Origin of the sequence: Nguyenibacter sp. L1 (assembly GCF_035199985.1) — a bacterium.
GTDB classification, from domain to species: domain Bacteria; phylum Pseudomonadota; class Alphaproteobacteria; order Acetobacterales; family Acetobacteraceae; genus Gluconacetobacter; species Gluconacetobacter vanlangensis.
In genome coordinates, this window is sequence record NZ_CP127015.1 from 3,219,290 (window position 1) to 3,233,789 (window position 14,500).

Below are 14,500 nucleotides of genomic sequence, written 5' to 3' on the forward strand. Positions count from 1 at the left end.
ACCTTCGGTGGGGCGCTCGGCACGGAGCGAGCGACGAGCCGAATCGGGCTGTCAGACGCGGCGGTGACCGACGATCTCGCCGGATCGCGCGGCACCGGATGCCCACCATCGCGCAGGGATATCGCGAGAGCGGCACGAGCGCCGACATGGGCTGCGCCGCAATCGCGACGCACTGGACGCGCTTACGCTGAGGCCCCGCTATATGCGCGACGTTGCCGCGCGCCCGATCGCGACGGAACTCTTTGGCCGAAGCTATTGACCTTTCCAGCCGGCATATCGCCCTCAGGGCTCGTAATAGTTTGTGGCCCGATGCCGATCCCATCCTCGCTCGACATCCCTTCTGAGCGGCACGGCTTTCAACGCCGCGCTGTGGGTCGCCTTCAGTAACGAGCCGCACACGTTCTCCCGAAGGCGATCGAAGCGTTCAGGCTCGTGGCTGAAGGATTGGTGGCGAGTTGAGCCTGACCTTAAATGTAAGCGCTAAAAGCGAAGGGCCGCCCTGCGGCGGCCCTATCATAACGCTCTGATTTCCTTGAAGGAAACTTGGAGCGGGCGAAGGGATTCGAACCCTCGACCCCAACCTTGGCAAGGTTGTGCTCTACCCCTGAGCTACGCCCGCATCGTGTCGGTGAACGGCGGTTTAGGGGAAAGCGGGGGGGCTGGCAAGGGGGTAAAATTCATCTGGGGCGTTTTTTGTCGTTCGTCCGCATCGGCGCTTGTGGGACGGGAGGCGGGCGACAATGTTATGGGGTATCATGGTGATGTCGTTGGGCGCGCCGGTCGGGTGACCGGGCCCGGGGACGGCCGGGCGTGGCCGAGGGCGGGCAGCGGCGGATCACCAGTCAGGCAAGCAGGATCGGGTTTCATGGAGTACATCATCGGTCAGTCCCGCACAGGACGAGGTGGCGCCACGGCGGAGGCCGTTGGCGGCCTGGTGGACGAATCGGGCGTGCCGACGGCCGCCGCTGTGGGCGCCGCCGGGGGAGGCGGCGATGCCGGATTGATCGTCGATGGCACCCAGGACAGTTTCATGCAGGACGTGCTGGAAGCCAGCCGCAGCCTGCCGGTGCTGGTCGATTTCTGGGCGTCCTGGTGCGGTCCGTGCCGTCAACTGACCCCGGTGCTGGAGAAGATCGTCCGCTCGGCCGGCGGGCGGGTGAAGCTGGTGAAGATCGACATCGACGCCAATCGCGCGCTGGCCCAGCAACTGACGCAGGTCGGGCTGCCGTTGCAGTCGATTCCCCTGGTGGCGGCCTTCTGGAAGGGGCAGATCCTGGATCTGTTCCAGGGGGCCCTGCCGGAGAGCGAGATCCGGCGCTTCGTCGAGGGGCTGTTGAAGGAAGCGGGCGGGGGCGGCATGCCGTCGGCCGACCTGATCGCCGCCGCCCGGGCCGCGCTGGAGGCCAACAGCGCCGAGGAGGCGGCCGGCCTGTTTTCCCAGACCATCGAGATCGAGCCCGAAAACCCGGCGGCCTGGGGCGGGCTGGCGCGCGCGCTGATCCTGATGGGCGACGAGGACGCCGCCGAGGGCGTGCTGGCCGACGTGCCGGCCAAGATCGCCGACCATGCCGAGGTCACCGGCGCCCGCGCCGCGCTGGAGCTGAAGCGCGAGGGACGCAAGGCCGCCGAGGCCGCCGAGGGGCTGCGCCGGCGCCTGGCGGCCAATCCGGCGGATCACGAGGCCCGCTATGAGCTGGCCGCCGCCCTGAACGCGGCCGGCAAGCGGCAGGAGGCGGCGGACGAGCTGCTGGCCATCATGCGCCAGGATCGGGCCTGGAACGACGACGCCGCGCGGCTGCAACTGATTCGCCTGTTCGATTCCTGGGGCCATGACGACCCGGCGACCCTGCAGGCGCGCCGCCGCATGTCGTCGCTGCTGTTTTCATGACGGGTCGCCCGGCGGCGGCGCGGCGTTGAGCCGGGGCGAGGATATCCCGCGCGCCCTGCCGCGTCCGCGCGACATGACGCTGGCGGATATCCCGCCCGAGCTGGGCCTGTTCCCGCTGCGCGAGGCGTTGCTGCTGCCGCGCGGCAAGTTGCCGCTGAACGTGTTCGAGCCGCGTTATGTCGCGCTGGTGGAGGATGCGCTGGCGGGGGCGCGGCTGATCGGCATGATCCAGCCGCGCGGCGACGCGCTGGACGAGGACGCCGAGGATGGAGACACCGCGGACGGGGACGCCGCGGCTGGGGACGAATTCGGATTCGCGGGCCCGGCGGCATTGTATGACATCGGCTGCATCGGGCGCATCACCTCGATGACCGAGCGGGCGGACGGGACCTATGCGGTGACCCTGACCGGGCTGAGCCGCTTCCGGTTGCTGCGCGAGGCGCGGCCGCGTCGCGGCTATCGCCTGGGACGAATCGACGCCTCGTCCTTCGCCGGGGATCTGACCGAGGGCGAAGGGCTGTTCTTCGACCGGCCGCGGATGATCGCCGCGCTGCGGCGCTATTGCCGCCGCCGCGGTTTCGGCGCGCGCTGGACCGTGATCGAGCAGATGGACGACGAGGCCCTGCTGATCACCCTGCCGATGATCTGTCCCTTCGCCACGGCGGAAAAGCAGGCGCTGCTGGAGTCGGGCACGCTGAATGACCGCGCGCGCACCTTGCAGGCGCTGCTCGATCTGGGCGGCCATGGGGCGGATGACGAGGGGCGCCCATCCTGAACGGCCATCCCTGAACGCCCGTCCCGGTCCTCTTGCGTGACGGGTCTTCACCTCGGCCGGTCTTGGCTTTAGAACCTTTTCGAATGCGTCGCACATGGCGCGCGTCGAGCGGGAAAGCCATCTGATGTCCGAAACCGTCCAGCCGCCCCTGGATCCGCGCCTGCTGTCCATCCTGGTATGCCCGGTCACCAAGGGGCCTCTGATCTATGATCGCGACGCCGGGGAGCTGATCAGCCGCCAGGCCAGGCTGGCGTTTCCCATCCGCGACGGCATTCCGATCATGCTGCCCGACGAGGCGCGCAGCCTGGACGCCTGACGCCGGAGGGACGGTTCAAGGCCCGGATTGTTCGAGGCCCGGATTCAGGCCTTGGCGGGGACGGACATGTTGTCGATCAGGCGGACCGTGCCCAGCCGGGCCGCCGCCAGCAGGCGTGCCGGCCGGCCGTCATAATGCGCCAGGGACGCCAGGTCGGCGTCGGCCCGCAGTTCCAGATAGTCGATTTCGGCGAAACCGCCGGCCACCAGCCGTTCGCGTGCCTGCGCCAGCACGGCCGCGACGGAATCGCCGGCCGCGATCCGCCGTGCCGCGTCGCGCAGGGTTTCAGGCAGGCGCCGCGCCTGGTCGCGTTCGGAGCCGGCCAGGCGGCGGTTGCGCGACGACATGGCCAGGCCGTCGGCCTCGCGCAGCGTCGGGCAGGCGACCAGGCGGATCGGGATGTCGAGGTCGGCGGCCATCCGGCGCACGACGTGGATCTGCTGGAAATCCTTCTCGCCGAAGAAGGCCATGTCGGCCTGGCTTTGCAGGAACAGCTTGCACACCACCGTCGCCACCCCGTCGAAATGGCCGGGACGGTGGGCGCCGCACAGCCCGGCCGACACGCCGGCGACCGAAACATGGGTGGCGAAGCCCGCCGGATACATCTCGGCGACCGTGGGGGCGTACAGCACATGGACCCCGGCATCGGCCAGCAGGCGCCGGTCGTCGTCCCACGTGCGGGGATAGGTGGCCAGGTCCGACGGATTGTCGAACTGGGTGGGATTGACGAAGATCGAGACGATCACCCGGTCCGCCTGCGCCAGCGCGGCGCGCGCCAGGCTGAGATGCCCCGCATGCAGCGCGCCCATCGTCGGGACCAGCCCCACGGTCAGGCCCTGCCGTTTCCAGTCGCGCACCGTCTGCCGCAGGGCGGCGACGGCGTCCAGCGTATGCATCGGGGGGCGCGGCATCCGTCCTGCGATCTCCTTCGGGCGTGGCGAGGTTGGTTGGCCGAGATATATCGGCGTGTTTCGCGCCCAGGGGAAGGGGGAGAGGGGGAAGGGGGAGAAGGGAAGAGCGGAGCGCCGTTCCGCCGCGTCTTTCGCCCCTGATGGCTTCTCTGCTATGAACGCCTCGGTCCCGGCAGGAGGCATCGTTGATCCAGACCATCCGTTTTCTTGGGCTGACCGCCCTGCTGTTCTCGCTCGCGGCCTGCGGGGGCGGGGACGACAAGAAGCTGACCCAGAAGGAACGGTGGCAGAAGATGGGTTTCGAGGCCGGCCTGACCAAGACGGCGAGTCAGTAAGGGGCGGCCTGGCGGGTCAGGGGAGCGGGTCCGCCCATTCCTCGGCCGGCACCAGGTCCACGCCGACCGTCAGCACGTCGTTGCCGCCGCCCAGGATCAGCCCGTGCACCGGGCTGATATCGGCATAGTCGCGGCCCCAGCCCAGGACCACGTGTTCGTCGCGCACCACGATCCCGTTGGTGGGGTCCAGCCCGACCCAGCCATGGGCCGGGCCCAGCCAGGCCGCGACCCAGGCGTGGGACTGGTCCGCCCCCAGGCGCCGCTGCTGCCCCGGCGGGGGACGGGTGCGGATATAGCCTGACATGTAGCGGGCCGGCACGCCGAGCCAGCGCAGGGCGCTGATCATCAGATGGGTGAAGTCCTGGCACACGCCCTCGCGCCGGGCCAGGACCTGGTCGACCGGGGTGGACAGGGTGGTGACCCCGGCGCGGAAGCGGAATTCGCGATGGATCCGTCCATTGAGGTCCAGCAGGGCCGCCAGGATCGGCCGGCCGGGCGTGAAGCATTGCGCGGCATAGCGGCCCGCCTCCGGGCTGGTGGCGCACATCGGGCTGTCGAACAGGAATTCCGCCACCGCCCATGCCGCGTCGCCGCCGGCCCTGGCGGTGGCGACGATGTCCTCCCAGGCCGGGGTGGCGGTCTCGGGCGGCGGCGGAGGGAAGGCGACGTCGACCTCGGAATCGGCCAGCACGTCGAACGTCGTGTGAGGGGCTTCGTGATACAGCCAGGTGACGCGATTGCCGAAATAATCGGCGCCATCGACCCGCCGCACCGGGGCAGGCGTGATTTCGAGCCGTGTCCAGCGCACGACCTGGCCCGGCAGGTCGCGGGGGGTGACGTGGACGATATGGGCGGCAAGGTCGACCGGGCTGCCATAGGCGTAGCGGGTCAGGTGACGGACGCGATAGATCATGATTCGTCGATGGCCCCGAGTTTGGTGCCGGGTTCGCCATCGGGTTCGCCCCTGGAGCCCGCGCGGTCGGCATAGCGGCCGCCGCCCACCGCGCGCGGCGGCGTCAGCACGACGAAGTAGCGCCGGGCGATCTGCTGCCCCAGCCAGCGCAGGGATTCGCGGATTTCGTCGATCGTCCCGGGCAGGGCGGCGGCCGTCTGGTCCTGTTGCGGGGCGGCCAGCACCGTGTCCACCAGCCCGCGCAGCCGCTCCATGACCGCGTCCGCCGTGCCGGTCAGGCCGGCGCCGTCGCCCGGATCCAGCTCGGCCAGGGTTTCGGCGATCATCGCCATCTGATAGGCGACGCCGCGCGGGTTGCCTTCGTCCAGCAGCAGCAGGTCGAGCACCGGGGCGGGCTGCAGCAGCGCGAAATAGCGCGACCGGTAGGTGATGACGCAGTCGCTGAGTTCCAGCATCAGCCGCAGCGCGCCCTCCATGCGGCCGCGCTGGGCCACGTCCTTCTGCCGCAGCACCAGCGCCGTTGCGGTCAGCAGCGCGCCGGCGCGTTCCACCCGGCGGCCCAGATCCATGAACTGGCGGCCGCCGCTGCGGACCATGTTTTCAGCCGTCAGGCCCGAAATGGTCGCGCCGAAGCGCAGGATACTGTCCGTGACGCTGCCGATCCGCTCCAGCGTGCGGCCCGGGTCGCCGGGTACCCGGGCCTCTTGCAGCCGGGCGCGCAGCGTGTCCGCCCCGTGGACGATGGTATCGAAGGTTTCGACCGTCAACCGGTCGCGCAGGCCGGCGGCGACCCGCACGATTTCGGAGAGCAGTCGTTGCGGCAGGGCGGAGTCGAAGGTGACGGCGGACAGGGCGCGCACCAGGGTCGCGTAGCCGGCGCCGATGGCGGTTTCCTCCTGCCACAGCCCGACCGCGCCAGCCAGGCGCAGCACCGTGTCCAACTCCACCCGTTCACGCGGGGAGCCGTCCACCCGGCCGACCCGGCGCGTCACCACGCGCAGCACGCGCCCGGCCTCTTCCAACTGTTCCAGATAGCGGCCCAGCCAGAAGAAATCGTCGGCCGCGCGGCTGGGCAGGTCGCCCTGTCCGCGGCGGATCGCCAGGGTCGGCGTGGGGGACACGGCGCTGCCGACCAGCTCGGCCGAGTCCTCGACCGTGACCCAGACGTCCTTGGTCACCACCGGGCCGTCCAGCGGGCTGCCCGGCGGCGTGTCGTCGTCCGGCAGCAGCCGGGCCAGCCCGCCGGGCATGACCTGCCATTGCGCCCCGTCGAACAGCGCGAACAGGCGCAGCACCACCGCCCCGGGTTCGATGCCGTTCGGCCGGATCGACGGCATGACCGAGGGGGCGATGGCCTCGACCGCCACGAAACGGCCGGGATGGCGCCGCAGCGCGTCCAGCGTGTCGCCGTCCGCCCGGTCCAGCCGCAGGGCGGCCGCCTGGGGGTCGGCGGCACGGCGCAGCCACCATGCCCCGCGGTCGCCCCCCAGCAGGGTGTCGATCGCGCCGTCGGCCGCGCCGTCGGGGCCCGGCCAGATCGTCCGCAGGTCGGGCAGCATGAGGTCCTGGCCCAGCAGGTGGCGGGCCAGGGCCGGCATGAAGGCGGCCAGGCCCGGGGCCTCGACCACGCCGGCGGCCGGATGGTTGACCAGCTTCACGGCGCCGCCGCGCGCCGCGTCCAGCAGGCCGGCGATGCCGGGGACCGGGCCGCCTTCCAGTTCCAAGGGGTCGACCGTCCAGCCGTCCTGGCGCAGCAGCAGCACGTCCACCCGGCGCAGGCCGCGCACCGTCTTCAGCCACAGCGCGCCGTCGCGCATCGCGAGGTCGCCGGCCTCGGCCAGCACGCAGCCCAGTTCCCGCGCCAGGATCACATGTTCGGCCCACAACGTGCCGCGTGGGCCGGGGGTCAGCAGGGCCAGGCCGGGATTGCGGTCCGCCAGGCCGGCCTGGCGGTACAGGCTGTCCTGCCAGGCATCGAAGAACGGCGTCAGGGTCCGGACCTCGCGCCCCGAGAACAGTTCGGGCAGGACGCGCGCCATCTGGCGCCGGTTTTCCAGCGTGTGGCCGACGCCGTTGGCGCGGCCCACGCGGTCGGCCGCCACGCGCCATTGGCCGTCCGGCCCGCGCACAAGGTCGACCGCGTAGAAGGACAGGAAACGGTCGATGACCGGTGCGCCGGCCGCCGCCGCAGCGCTTGCGTCCGCGCTGCCCATGTGCAGATAGCCGGGTGCGGGATAGACCAGCGCGGGCGGCAGGATGCCGGCGGACAGCAGGCCGCGCGCGCCGTACAGATCGCGCAGGATCTCTTCGAGGAGGCGCGCGCGCTGGGTCACGCCCTCGGCCAGGCGGGCGAATTCCTGCGGCGGCAGCAGCAGGGGAATCGGATCGCATCCCGCCAGCCCGCCCGCCGCGGACGGGCCGGTCTGGTCGTGCAGCGCGCGCGCGATCTGCCTGCCGCGTTCGAGCAGTTCGCGATGGCCGAGATCGCTGATGGTGCCCAGCAGCCGGCGCCAGTGCGGCCGGACGCCGCCACGGCCGTCCACCATTTCATCCAGGGGGATGCGCGCGAGATCCATGATGCTGGATGTATGGGCGAATGCCGGTCAACAGTAAACGGAATTGCGGGCCCGGCGGACCAAGTCGTGGATGAAGGCCAGTTTTTCCAGCACCGGCGGCGGCAGGACGAACGGGTAGAAATCGGCCTGGCCCATCGAGCGGTTCAGGCTGTTGATCGCATAGGTCAGGGGCAGCCAGGCCCGCGCCACCGGTTCGAACGATTCGACGTCATAGGGGTCGAAATCGATGTCAGCCTGCGGCGCTGGGCCGGCCTGCGGCGCCGGATTGCCGGGAGCCTGTGCCCCGACCGACAGGCCATAGGCCCGGGCGGTTTCGAGTGTCGCGACGATGTGCAGGTAATGCGCCCAGGTCTCGGCGAAATCCTCCCATGCATGGGTGGTGGCGTAGTCGCTGACATAATGGTCCTGCCAGCCGGGGGGAGGGCCCGACTGGTAATGGTGCTGCAGGGCCGCCCGGTAATCGGCGCGGTCGTCGCCGAACATGGCGCGGCAGGCCGCCAGGGCCCCTTCGTCCCCGTTTTCGCTCTCGTCCCTGCCCCCGTCTCGGACCAGCAGGTTCCAGTAGTAATGGCCGATTTCGTGGCGGAAATGGCCCAGCAGGGTGCGGTAGGGCTCGCCCATCGCGACGCGCATAGTCTCGCGCGCCGCATCGTCGGCCTCGCGCACCGCGATCGTGACCACGCCGTCCTGGTGGCCGGTCATCGCCCGTGTGCCGTCCGCGGCGTCCTCGAGGAAATCGAATGCCAGGCCGTCCCGCGGGTCGTCCTGGCGCGTGCGGATCGGCAGGCCGAGGCGGAGCAGCGTATAGATCAGCCGGTGCTTGGCCGTCTCCAGCCGCTGCCAGCGTTCGGCATTGTCCGGGATGGCGAGGTCGGGGATCACCCGGTTGTGGCGGCAGGCCAGGCAGAAGGCCTCGCCGCCCTCGGGCACCAGCCAGTTGCAGACGCCATGCGCGGCATTGGCGCAGAATCGGTACGTCGCCCCCTCGGCCGCCCGCGCCGACAATGGGCGCCAGGCTCCGCCCTTATCGTCCTCGCCCGCCGCCACGGGCTCCAGCGCGCTGAGGTCATTTTCCTCGGGCAGGTACCCCAGCGTGTGACCGCACCGCTCACAGACCGTGTTTTCGAAGAACAGGACCTGATCGCAGGCCTGGCAGACGAACAGCTTCATGACGAGGGTCTCCATGCCGTTTCACGCGCTTGCACAACGTCTTGATCGGCATGGTGTTCCGCTGCGGCGGGGCACGGGGCGTCCGGGACCCGAATGGGTTGAAGTCGGCCGCTTCGGCCTTGTGAAGTGTTTTCATATTATTATTTCTTCTTAATTTATTGTAAATTTTTTAATGAATGGAATAAAAAATTTACAATAAATGTTGCGAGGCAACCTGCGAGTGTTCGAGAAGATAATATGGTATCGTCAAGTTACGACAACGAAACGGTCAGGTCGATCCGGCGGTTCCAGGGCTCGCACTTCATCACCAGTCTCTTTCAGCTCGTCTCGACCATCGGCCTGCTTCTGGCCTGTTATGTCCTGCTTTATGCGGGTCTGGCCCATGGATGGTGGGGGGTCCTGCTGCTGACCCCTCTTGCCTCCGGACTGTCCATCCGTGTCTTCGTGCTGCAGCATGATTGCGGGCATGGATCAATGTTCCGAAGCCGGTGGGGCAACGATACGGCTGGCCGCCTCTGTTCGTTGCTGACATTGACCCCTTATGACCACTGGAAAAAGCATCACGGCCTGCATCATGGTTCATGGAACAACATGGACACGCGCGGACGTTTGTCGGACCTGTATTCGGACTGCATGACGGTGGCGGAATATCGGAAGATGACACGCTTGCGGAGGTATATATACAGGACCAGCAAGAATCCTGTCCTTACCATCTTCCTGATGCCGCCGCTGATCTTTTTTGTTATTTACCGAATTGCGTTCGATACGCCGCGCCACTGGGTGAAGGAACGTGTCGGCGTCTATCTCACCAATCTTTGCCTGCTTATCGGGTACGGAACGCTTGCCTGGCTGGTCGGACCGAAATCCGTCGCGCTTGTCAGTTTCATGGTGATCTATCCCGCCGCCGTGATCGGTGTCTGGCTGTTCCTCGTGCAGCATAAATTCGAAGGTGTTCAGTGGTCTGGAAATCCACAATGGAATATTTTCGATGCCGCGGTGACCGGATGCTCCTTCCTGCGGCTTTCAGGAATTCTTCGTTGGTTCACGGGGGATATCGGGACTCACCACATACATCATCTGGCCCCCGGGATTCCCAACTACCGCCTGGTCGCCTGCCACGAAGCGCATCCGGTTTTTCAAAACGTAAAGATACTCACCTGGCAGGATGGGATCCGGGAGGCCTGGACCAATAAGCTGTGGGACGAGAGCGCCCAGGCCATGGTGGATCTGCGCTCTGTGCGCCATCTTTTGCAGTAGATCGGGCGGGTACATTTGAGTCGAGATTGGTCAGGAAGCATCTTTGCATCGCGGCCATTCGGGTGCGGCTGCGAAATGGTGCTTGAGCCGTGACGTGGTGGGCTCGATCCCGGCATGCCGGCGATGTCCGCACATTGCGGCATTCGGATGGTCGATCGCATTTCACCGAAAAAGCGACATGGAAAATTTCACAAATTGGCAAAACCGGTGTATAGGTGTTTATCTGCCGATCTGGGGGTAAGCCATGTCCACCATCCGCTGGAATATCGCGGTTTCATCTGAAGTGGATCAGTCCGTTCGCATGTTTCTTGCCGCCAATGGGGGGGGACGCAAGGGCGACCTGTCCCGTTTCATCGAAGATGCCGTGCGGTCCTACCTGCTGGAACAGGCTGTAGACCAGGCCAAGAGAGCGACCCAGGATATGAGCGAAGCTGAATTGGCCGACCTGGTGAATGAAGCCGTGCAGTGGGCACGCGGGCACTGAATGCGGGTTGTTCTGGATACCAATATCCTTGTTTCCGCTCTGATTTACCCTCGTGGTGCCCCTGACGCGATCTATCGTGCCTGGCGGGCGCACCGCTTCGATCTGGTCACGTCCACGACCCAGCTTGAAGAACTCAGGCGCGTCAGTCGCTATCCCAAGCTCCGACCGATTCTGCCGCCTCACCGGGTCGGGGCGATGATCAACAATATGCGCAAAGTATCTGTGGCCGAGCGGCTCCCTGCCTTACCGGCTGACGTGATTATCAACGATCCCGACGATGCCTTTCTCCTGACAATGGTGCTGGCGTTCGATGCCGATTACCTCGTAACCGGCGATCATCGTGCCGGTCTGCTGGAGAAGGGCCGTTTTCAGAGAGCACGCATCGTTACCCCCTCAGAGTTCTGTTCCATCGTCGTTGGTTGAGTGGTTTCAAGCCGGTTTTGGCCGCCGGCCGCGCCGGCGTTCCGGCAGGCGGATGACGGGCGGCCTCGGTCGAGGATGTTCTGGCTCTGACGCTGGAGGCGCTGTTATTTTGTGAAGGACATGCCCGATGTGGCGTTTCCATTTTCAATGAAGAAGGAGGTCATTCCGATAGAGTGTGCCGCCCTTCATGACGATTTTGATGTTCCGGGCATTGCCGAGGATGTCTGCGTGCGCCAGGGGGTTGCCGTCCACCACGATGAGATCGGCTGCTGCGCCGGGTTGTACGATACCGAGTTTTCCTTCCATACCAATCAATTCGGCAGCGATTGTCGTCGCACTTGCAACAATGTCGAATGCGGGCAGCACGCGGGCGCGGATGGCGAATTCCTCGTTCTGCCGGGGATGGGCCGCACCCAGGAGGTCCGTTCCGAACGCCATCGTCAGTCCGGCCTCCTGCATGATCGCAAGGCTCTCCATGCCGCGGGTCCGGACATCGGCGACCTTGGCGATCGACACCGGGGGCAGTCCGTATCTGTGTCCGTCGCTTGCCAATGCCTCGTATGTCACGAGCGTGGGGACGGCGATCGCACCGCGGCTTGCCGCCAGCGCCGCGGTGGGTGCATCGATGTTATTGCAGTGTTCCAGCGAGTGCACGCCTGCGCGCACAGCACGTTCGATGGCGTCGGGCATGTAGAGATGCGCAGCCACGTACGTGCCGTTGTCGCGCGCCTCCTGCACCGCCGTCTCGATCTCCGCCACGGAATATCCCTGCGCGGCGATCGGATCGGTCGGTGACGACACGCCGCCATTGGCCATGATCTTGATGAACTCGGCGCCCTCGCGCATCGTCTCGCGCACCGCGACACGCACCTCGTCCACGCCGTCGGCCACGCGGCCCAGAGCGCCAAAATTGCGCGCCCAGCGCTTGGCGTCATACGTGTCGTGACGAAGCCGGTTATCCGCATGCCCGCCGGTGCGGGAAAGGGCCTTGCCGCAGACGATGAGGCGGGGGCCGACGATATGCCCTTCCTTGATCCCCTCCGCCAGACCACGCGTCGCGCCGCCGACATCACGTACTGTGGTGAAGCCGCGCGCCAACATGCCCTTCATGATCGGAAGCGAGCGGGCCATGGCGAGCGCATCCGGAAGCTGCGCGTTGGCGGTAAGATCCATCGTGCTGGCGACGACGTGAACATGGCAGTCGATCAGACCCGGCATCAGGGTCGCCCCGCGGAGGTCGATCACCTGTCCGGCCTTTTGGTCGAAGGCGGCATCGGTCGCGACGATCGTGCCATTCTCGACCAGGACATGGCCTTCGCGGGGCTCGCGCGCAGTGCAGTCGACGATCGACGCATTGCGAAACAGGATCTGGCTCATAACACCTCGGGTACGATGGGTCTGACGATAAAGAGGTCTGGGAAAAAGGTTTGCGGCCCCTAAAGTGCTTCGAGCACCAGGCGCTCGGTTCGCGGCCCGAAGAGCAGAACGACGACGCCGCCGAGCAGCAGGGTCGCGGCGATCGCCGCGAAGACGCCGGGGACGCCGATATGCGGCATCGCTTCGGCCACCAGGACGGGCGAGACAATGGCCCCCAGGCGTCCGATCGCGGACGCGCTTCCGCAGCCGATCGCGCGGAGATGCGTGGGGAAAAGCTCGGGCGTGTAGGCGTAGAGACTGCCGTAGGCCCCGCTCAGACAGGCCGAGAGGGCGGAGGCGGCCGCGATTACGCCCGCATCGCTGCCCGCGATGCTGATCGCGCCGCCCGAGGCGACGCAACCGAGCAGGAATGACGTGATCGTCTGGCGACGGCCGATCACTTCGATCAGGGCACTGGCCAGAAGATAGCCGGGTAGCTGCGCCGCATAGATCAGTATCGAGAAGCCGAAACTATGCGCCATCGTCATCCCGCGTGCGATCAGCAGGCTCGGCATCCATGTGAATACCGCGTAGTAGCTCGCCGTCAGGCAGAGCCAGACCGTCCATGCGACGAAAAGCCCGCGACGATGCCGCGCCGAAAGCAGGCCGCCGCCGTAAGGCAGCACGGGGACAGGCAGTATCGCGGGCTCGGGTAAGCCGGATACGGGACCCAGTACTGTGCCGCGTGCGGCGATCTGCGCCTCGATCCCGCTCATGACGCGCGCGGCCTCGTCGGGGCGTCCGATACTCTCCAACCAGCGCGGCGATTCCGGCAGCCGCCTGCGCCACCAGAGCAGCGCCAGCACGGGGAGTGCCGTCAGGCCGATCGCCTCGCGCCAGCCGGCGGGGCCGCTCGGCACCACGATCCAGCCGATCACGGCCGCCGCGACGAAGCCGCAGGAGAAGAACGCCGCCAGCGCGCTGACGAAGGCGCCGCGATATCGCGCGGCCACGAATTCGCTGAGATAAGGCGCCACGATGGCGGATTCCGCCCCGGTCCCGAGGCCCGCCAGGATCCGGCTGGCGAGGAACGCGGGATAGGACGATACGAGCGCGGAAATGCCCGAGGCCACGCAGAACACCGCCAGGGCCCCCATCATGACCCCACGGCGGCCGAACCGGTCCCCCACCGCACCGGCACCCAGGGCGCCGAAGAAGAAACCGATATAGGTCGCGCTGCCGACCAGGCCGAGCCTGGCCCCGCTCAGGGCCCATTGCGTCTTCAGCACCGGAAGCACGAAGGCGATGATCGCGGAATCGAGGCCGTCGAACGTATAGCCGGCGCCCCCGATCAGAAGCAGCACGAGATGGAAGCGCGAGAACGGCAAACGTTCGATCCGCTGGCCGATGGTGCTCATGGCGGTGCGCCGCGGGCGGCCGCGATCTCGCGGCGGAACAGGGCACGCCAATAATGCAGCAGGTCGTCGAAATAATCCTCGTCCTGCCGCAGCACCTGCTGCGCGACCATGCCGCGCATCAGGCACATCGTCGCGTTCAGGATCGTCCGTGCCTGTTGCGGCGTGAGCGAGGTGCTTCGGGCGAGATGCTCCCAGATGCGATCGAGCGCCGCATGAAACGTCGCCACGACCGGTATCAGGCGCAGCCGGAAGGCCTGATTGTTGCGGGCCTCCGGTAGATACTCCAGCGTGACGTGGAACAGCCGTTTCGCCATCATCTGCCACAGATAATCGACGATACGGTCGGTATCGATGGGAAGAAGCTCGATCCTCGAGGCGAAATCTTCCAGCGCCGAGGTCGCCTCGCTCAACTGCCACGAGATCGCGGCGACCACGAGGTCTTCCTTGTGCGCGAAATGATGGGTCAGCGCCCCGCGCGATACCTGCGCCCGTTCGGCCACGTCCTGCGTGGTCAGGCGGGTGTAGCCGTTCTCATGGAGAAGATCGATCGTCGTCTCGAGCAGTGCCATGCGCGTGGTCTCGCTGCGCTCGGCTTGCGAGCGCCGGCCGCCGGATCTCGTCTCCCGCCGCAATTGCACCTCCATGATGAATCTCCGGTCGCAGATCAAGCACGTGGGA

The 14,500-nt window shown here is 67.1% G+C and carries 15 protein-coding genes and 1 tRNA gene; 8 read left to right on the forward strand and 8 right to left on the reverse strand.

The window, feature by feature from the left end; genetic code table 11:
• Window positions 1-118 precede the first annotated feature (118 nt).
• Window positions 119-259 (forward strand): alpha-hydroxy-acid oxidizing protein, encoded by a 141-nt coding sequence (locus QN315_RS19615; RefSeq protein WP_408904641.1) that lies wholly within the window; start codon window positions 119-121, stop codon window positions 257-259.
• A 285-nt stretch (window positions 260-544) separates the two neighbouring features.
• On the opposite strand, the gene QN315_RS14455 is transcribed toward QN315_RS19615, so the two are convergent.
• Window positions 545-619, reverse strand: a tRNA-Gly gene (locus tag QN315_RS14455).
• Window positions 620-865: 246 nt separating this feature from the next.
• On the opposite strand from QN315_RS14455, the gene QN315_RS14460 reads away from it, so the two are divergent.
• The 3 genes from QN315_RS14460 to QN315_RS14470 all read left to right on the forward strand — a co-directional run bounded on the left by QN315_RS14460 (window position 866) and on the right by QN315_RS14470 (window position 2,979).
• Window positions 866-1,888, forward strand: coding sequence for a co-chaperone YbbN (locus QN315_RS14460; RefSeq protein WP_323989996.1), 1,023 nt, complete (start codon window positions 866-868; stop codon window positions 1,886-1,888).
• A gap of 73 nt (window positions 1,889-1,961) precedes the next feature.
• On the forward strand, window positions 1,962-2,663 hold the full coding sequence (locus QN315_RS14465) for an LON peptidase substrate-binding domain-containing protein (protein WP_323993529.1): 702 nt from the start codon (window positions 1,962-1,964) through the stop codon (window positions 2,661-2,663).
• A gap of 124 nt (window positions 2,664-2,787) precedes the next feature.
• The gene (locus QN315_RS14470) at window positions 2,788-2,979 is read left to right on the forward strand and encodes a Trm112 family protein (RefSeq protein WP_323989997.1); all 192 of its coding nucleotides are present in this window, start codon (window positions 2,788-2,790) and stop codon (window positions 2,977-2,979) included.
• Between the two features lie 44 nt (window positions 2,980-3,023).
• Here QN315_RS14470 and panC read toward each other — a convergent pair whose 3' ends face one another.
• Entirely contained in the window at window positions 3,024-3,890 is an 867-nt protein-coding gene (panC, locus tag QN315_RS14475; RefSeq protein WP_323989998.1) for a pantoate--beta-alanine ligase, read from the reverse strand.
• Window positions 3,891-4,075: 185 nt separating this feature from the next.
• On the opposite strand from panC, the gene QN315_RS14480 reads away from it, so the two are divergent.
• The gene (locus QN315_RS14480; RefSeq protein ID WP_176641191.1) at window positions 4,076-4,225 is read left to right on the forward strand and encodes a hypothetical protein; all 150 of its coding nucleotides are present in this window, start codon (window positions 4,076-4,078) and stop codon (window positions 4,223-4,225) included.
• Between the two features lie 16 nt (window positions 4,226-4,241).
• Here QN315_RS14480 and QN315_RS14485 read toward each other — a convergent pair whose 3' ends face one another.
• From QN315_RS14485 to QN315_RS14495, 3 genes are read right to left on the reverse strand one after another with little or no spacing between them, the layout of a single operon-like run.
• A complete protein-coding gene (locus QN315_RS14485; protein WP_323989999.1) occupies window positions 4,242-5,138 on the reverse strand; it encodes a transglutaminase family protein in 897 nt (298 codons plus the stop codon).
• On the reverse strand, window positions 5,135-7,714 hold the full coding sequence (locus QN315_RS14490; RefSeq protein WP_323990001.1) for a circularly permuted type 2 ATP-grasp protein: 2,580 nt from the start codon (window positions 7,712-7,714) through the stop codon (window positions 5,135-5,137). Before QN315_RS14490 ends, QN315_RS14485 begins: the two co-directional genes overlap by 4 nt.
• A 27-nt stretch (window positions 7,715-7,741) precedes the next feature.
• Window positions 7,742-8,884: a putative zinc-binding peptidase gene (locus QN315_RS14495; protein ID WP_323993532.1), complete on the reverse strand. Its 1,143-nt coding sequence runs from the start codon at window positions 8,882-8,884 to the stop codon at window positions 7,742-7,744.
• Between the two features lie 237 nt (window positions 8,885-9,121).
• Here QN315_RS14495 and QN315_RS14500 point away from each other — a divergent pair, with 237 nt between their 5' ends.
• The 3 genes from QN315_RS14500 to QN315_RS14510 all read left to right on the forward strand — a co-directional run bounded on the left by QN315_RS14500 (window position 9,122) and on the right by QN315_RS14510 (window position 11,048).
• Window positions 9,122-10,141 (forward strand): fatty acid desaturase, encoded by a 1,020-nt coding sequence (locus QN315_RS14500; RefSeq protein WP_323990002.1) that lies wholly within the window; start codon window positions 9,122-9,124, stop codon window positions 10,139-10,141.
• A gap of 244 nt (window positions 10,142-10,385) precedes the next feature.
• Window positions 10,386-10,625 (forward strand): ribbon-helix-helix domain-containing protein, encoded by a 240-nt coding sequence (locus QN315_RS14505; RefSeq protein WP_323990003.1) that lies wholly within the window; start codon window positions 10,386-10,388, stop codon window positions 10,623-10,625.
• On the forward strand, window positions 10,626-11,048 hold the full coding sequence (locus QN315_RS14510; protein ID WP_323990004.1) for a putative toxin-antitoxin system toxin component, PIN family: 423 nt from the start codon (window positions 10,626-10,628) through the stop codon (window positions 11,046-11,048).
• Window positions 11,049-11,192: 144 nt separating this feature from the next.
• Here QN315_RS14510 and QN315_RS14515 read toward each other — a convergent pair whose 3' ends face one another.
• Genes QN315_RS14515 through QN315_RS14525 form a run of 3 tightly spaced genes read right to left on the reverse strand, consistent with a single transcriptional unit; the run spans window position 11,193 to window position 14,466 of the window.
• Entirely contained in the window at window positions 11,193-12,425 is a 1,233-nt protein-coding gene (locus QN315_RS14515; RefSeq protein WP_323990005.1) for an amidohydrolase family protein, read from the reverse strand.
• A gap of 59 nt (window positions 12,426-12,484) precedes the next feature.
• Window positions 12,485-13,822: an MFS transporter gene (locus QN315_RS14520; protein ID WP_323990007.1), complete on the reverse strand. Its 1,338-nt coding sequence runs from the start codon at window positions 13,820-13,822 to the stop codon at window positions 12,485-12,487.
• Window positions 13,819-14,466, reverse strand: coding sequence for a TetR/AcrR family transcriptional regulator (locus tag QN315_RS14525; RefSeq protein WP_176639101.1), 648 nt, complete (start codon window positions 14,464-14,466; stop codon window positions 13,819-13,821). Before QN315_RS14525 ends, QN315_RS14520 begins: the two co-directional genes overlap by 4 nt.
• Window positions 14,467-14,500: the final 34 nt, after the last annotated feature.

Excerpts from the sequence above, each read along its gene's own strand:
- QN315_RS14460 (WP_323989996.1), top strand. The coding sequence starts at position 866 with ATGGAGTACATCATCGGTCAGTCCCGCACAGGACGAGGTGGCGCCACG.
- QN315_RS14465 (WP_323993529.1), top strand. The coding sequence starts at position 1,962 with ATGACGCTGGCGGATATCCCGCCCGAGCTGGGCCTGTTCCCGCTGCGC.
- QN315_RS14470 (WP_323989997.1), top strand. The coding sequence starts at position 2,788 with ATGTCCGAAACCGTCCAGCCGCCCCTGGATCCGCGCCTGCTGTCCATC.
- panC (WP_323989998.1), bottom strand. The coding sequence starts at position 3,890 with ATGCCGCGCCCCCCGATGCATACGCTGGACGCCGTCGCCGCCCTGCGG.
- QN315_RS14485 (WP_323989999.1), bottom strand. The coding sequence starts at position 5,138 with ATGATCTATCGCGTCCGTCACCTGACCCGCTACGCCTATGGCAGCCCG.
- QN315_RS14490 (WP_323990001.1), bottom strand. The coding sequence starts at position 7,714 with ATGGATCTCGCGCGCATCCCCCTGGATGAAATGGTGGACGGCCGTGGC.
- QN315_RS14495 (WP_323993532.1), bottom strand. The coding sequence starts at position 8,884 with ATGAAGCTGTTCGTCTGCCAGGCCTGCGATCAGGTCCTGTTCTTCGAA.
- QN315_RS14500 (WP_323990002.1), top strand. The coding sequence starts at position 9,122 with ATGGTATCGTCAAGTTACGACAACGAAACGGTCAGGTCGATCCGGCGG.
- QN315_RS14505 (WP_323990003.1), top strand. The coding sequence starts at position 10,386 with ATGTCCACCATCCGCTGGAATATCGCGGTTTCATCTGAAGTGGATCAG.
- QN315_RS14510 (WP_323990004.1), top strand. The coding sequence starts at position 10,626 with ATGCGGGTTGTTCTGGATACCAATATCCTTGTTTCCGCTCTGATTTAC.
- QN315_RS14515 (WP_323990005.1), bottom strand. The coding sequence starts at position 12,425 with ATGAGCCAGATCCTGTTTCGCAATGCGTCGATCGTCGACTGCACTGCG.
- QN315_RS14520 (WP_323990007.1), bottom strand. The coding sequence starts at position 13,822 with ATGAGCACCATCGGCCAGCGGATCGAACGTTTGCCGTTCTCGCGCTTC.
- QN315_RS14525 (WP_176639101.1), bottom strand. The coding sequence starts at position 14,466 with ATGGAGGTGCAATTGCGGCGGGAGACGAGATCCGGCGGCCGGCGCTCG.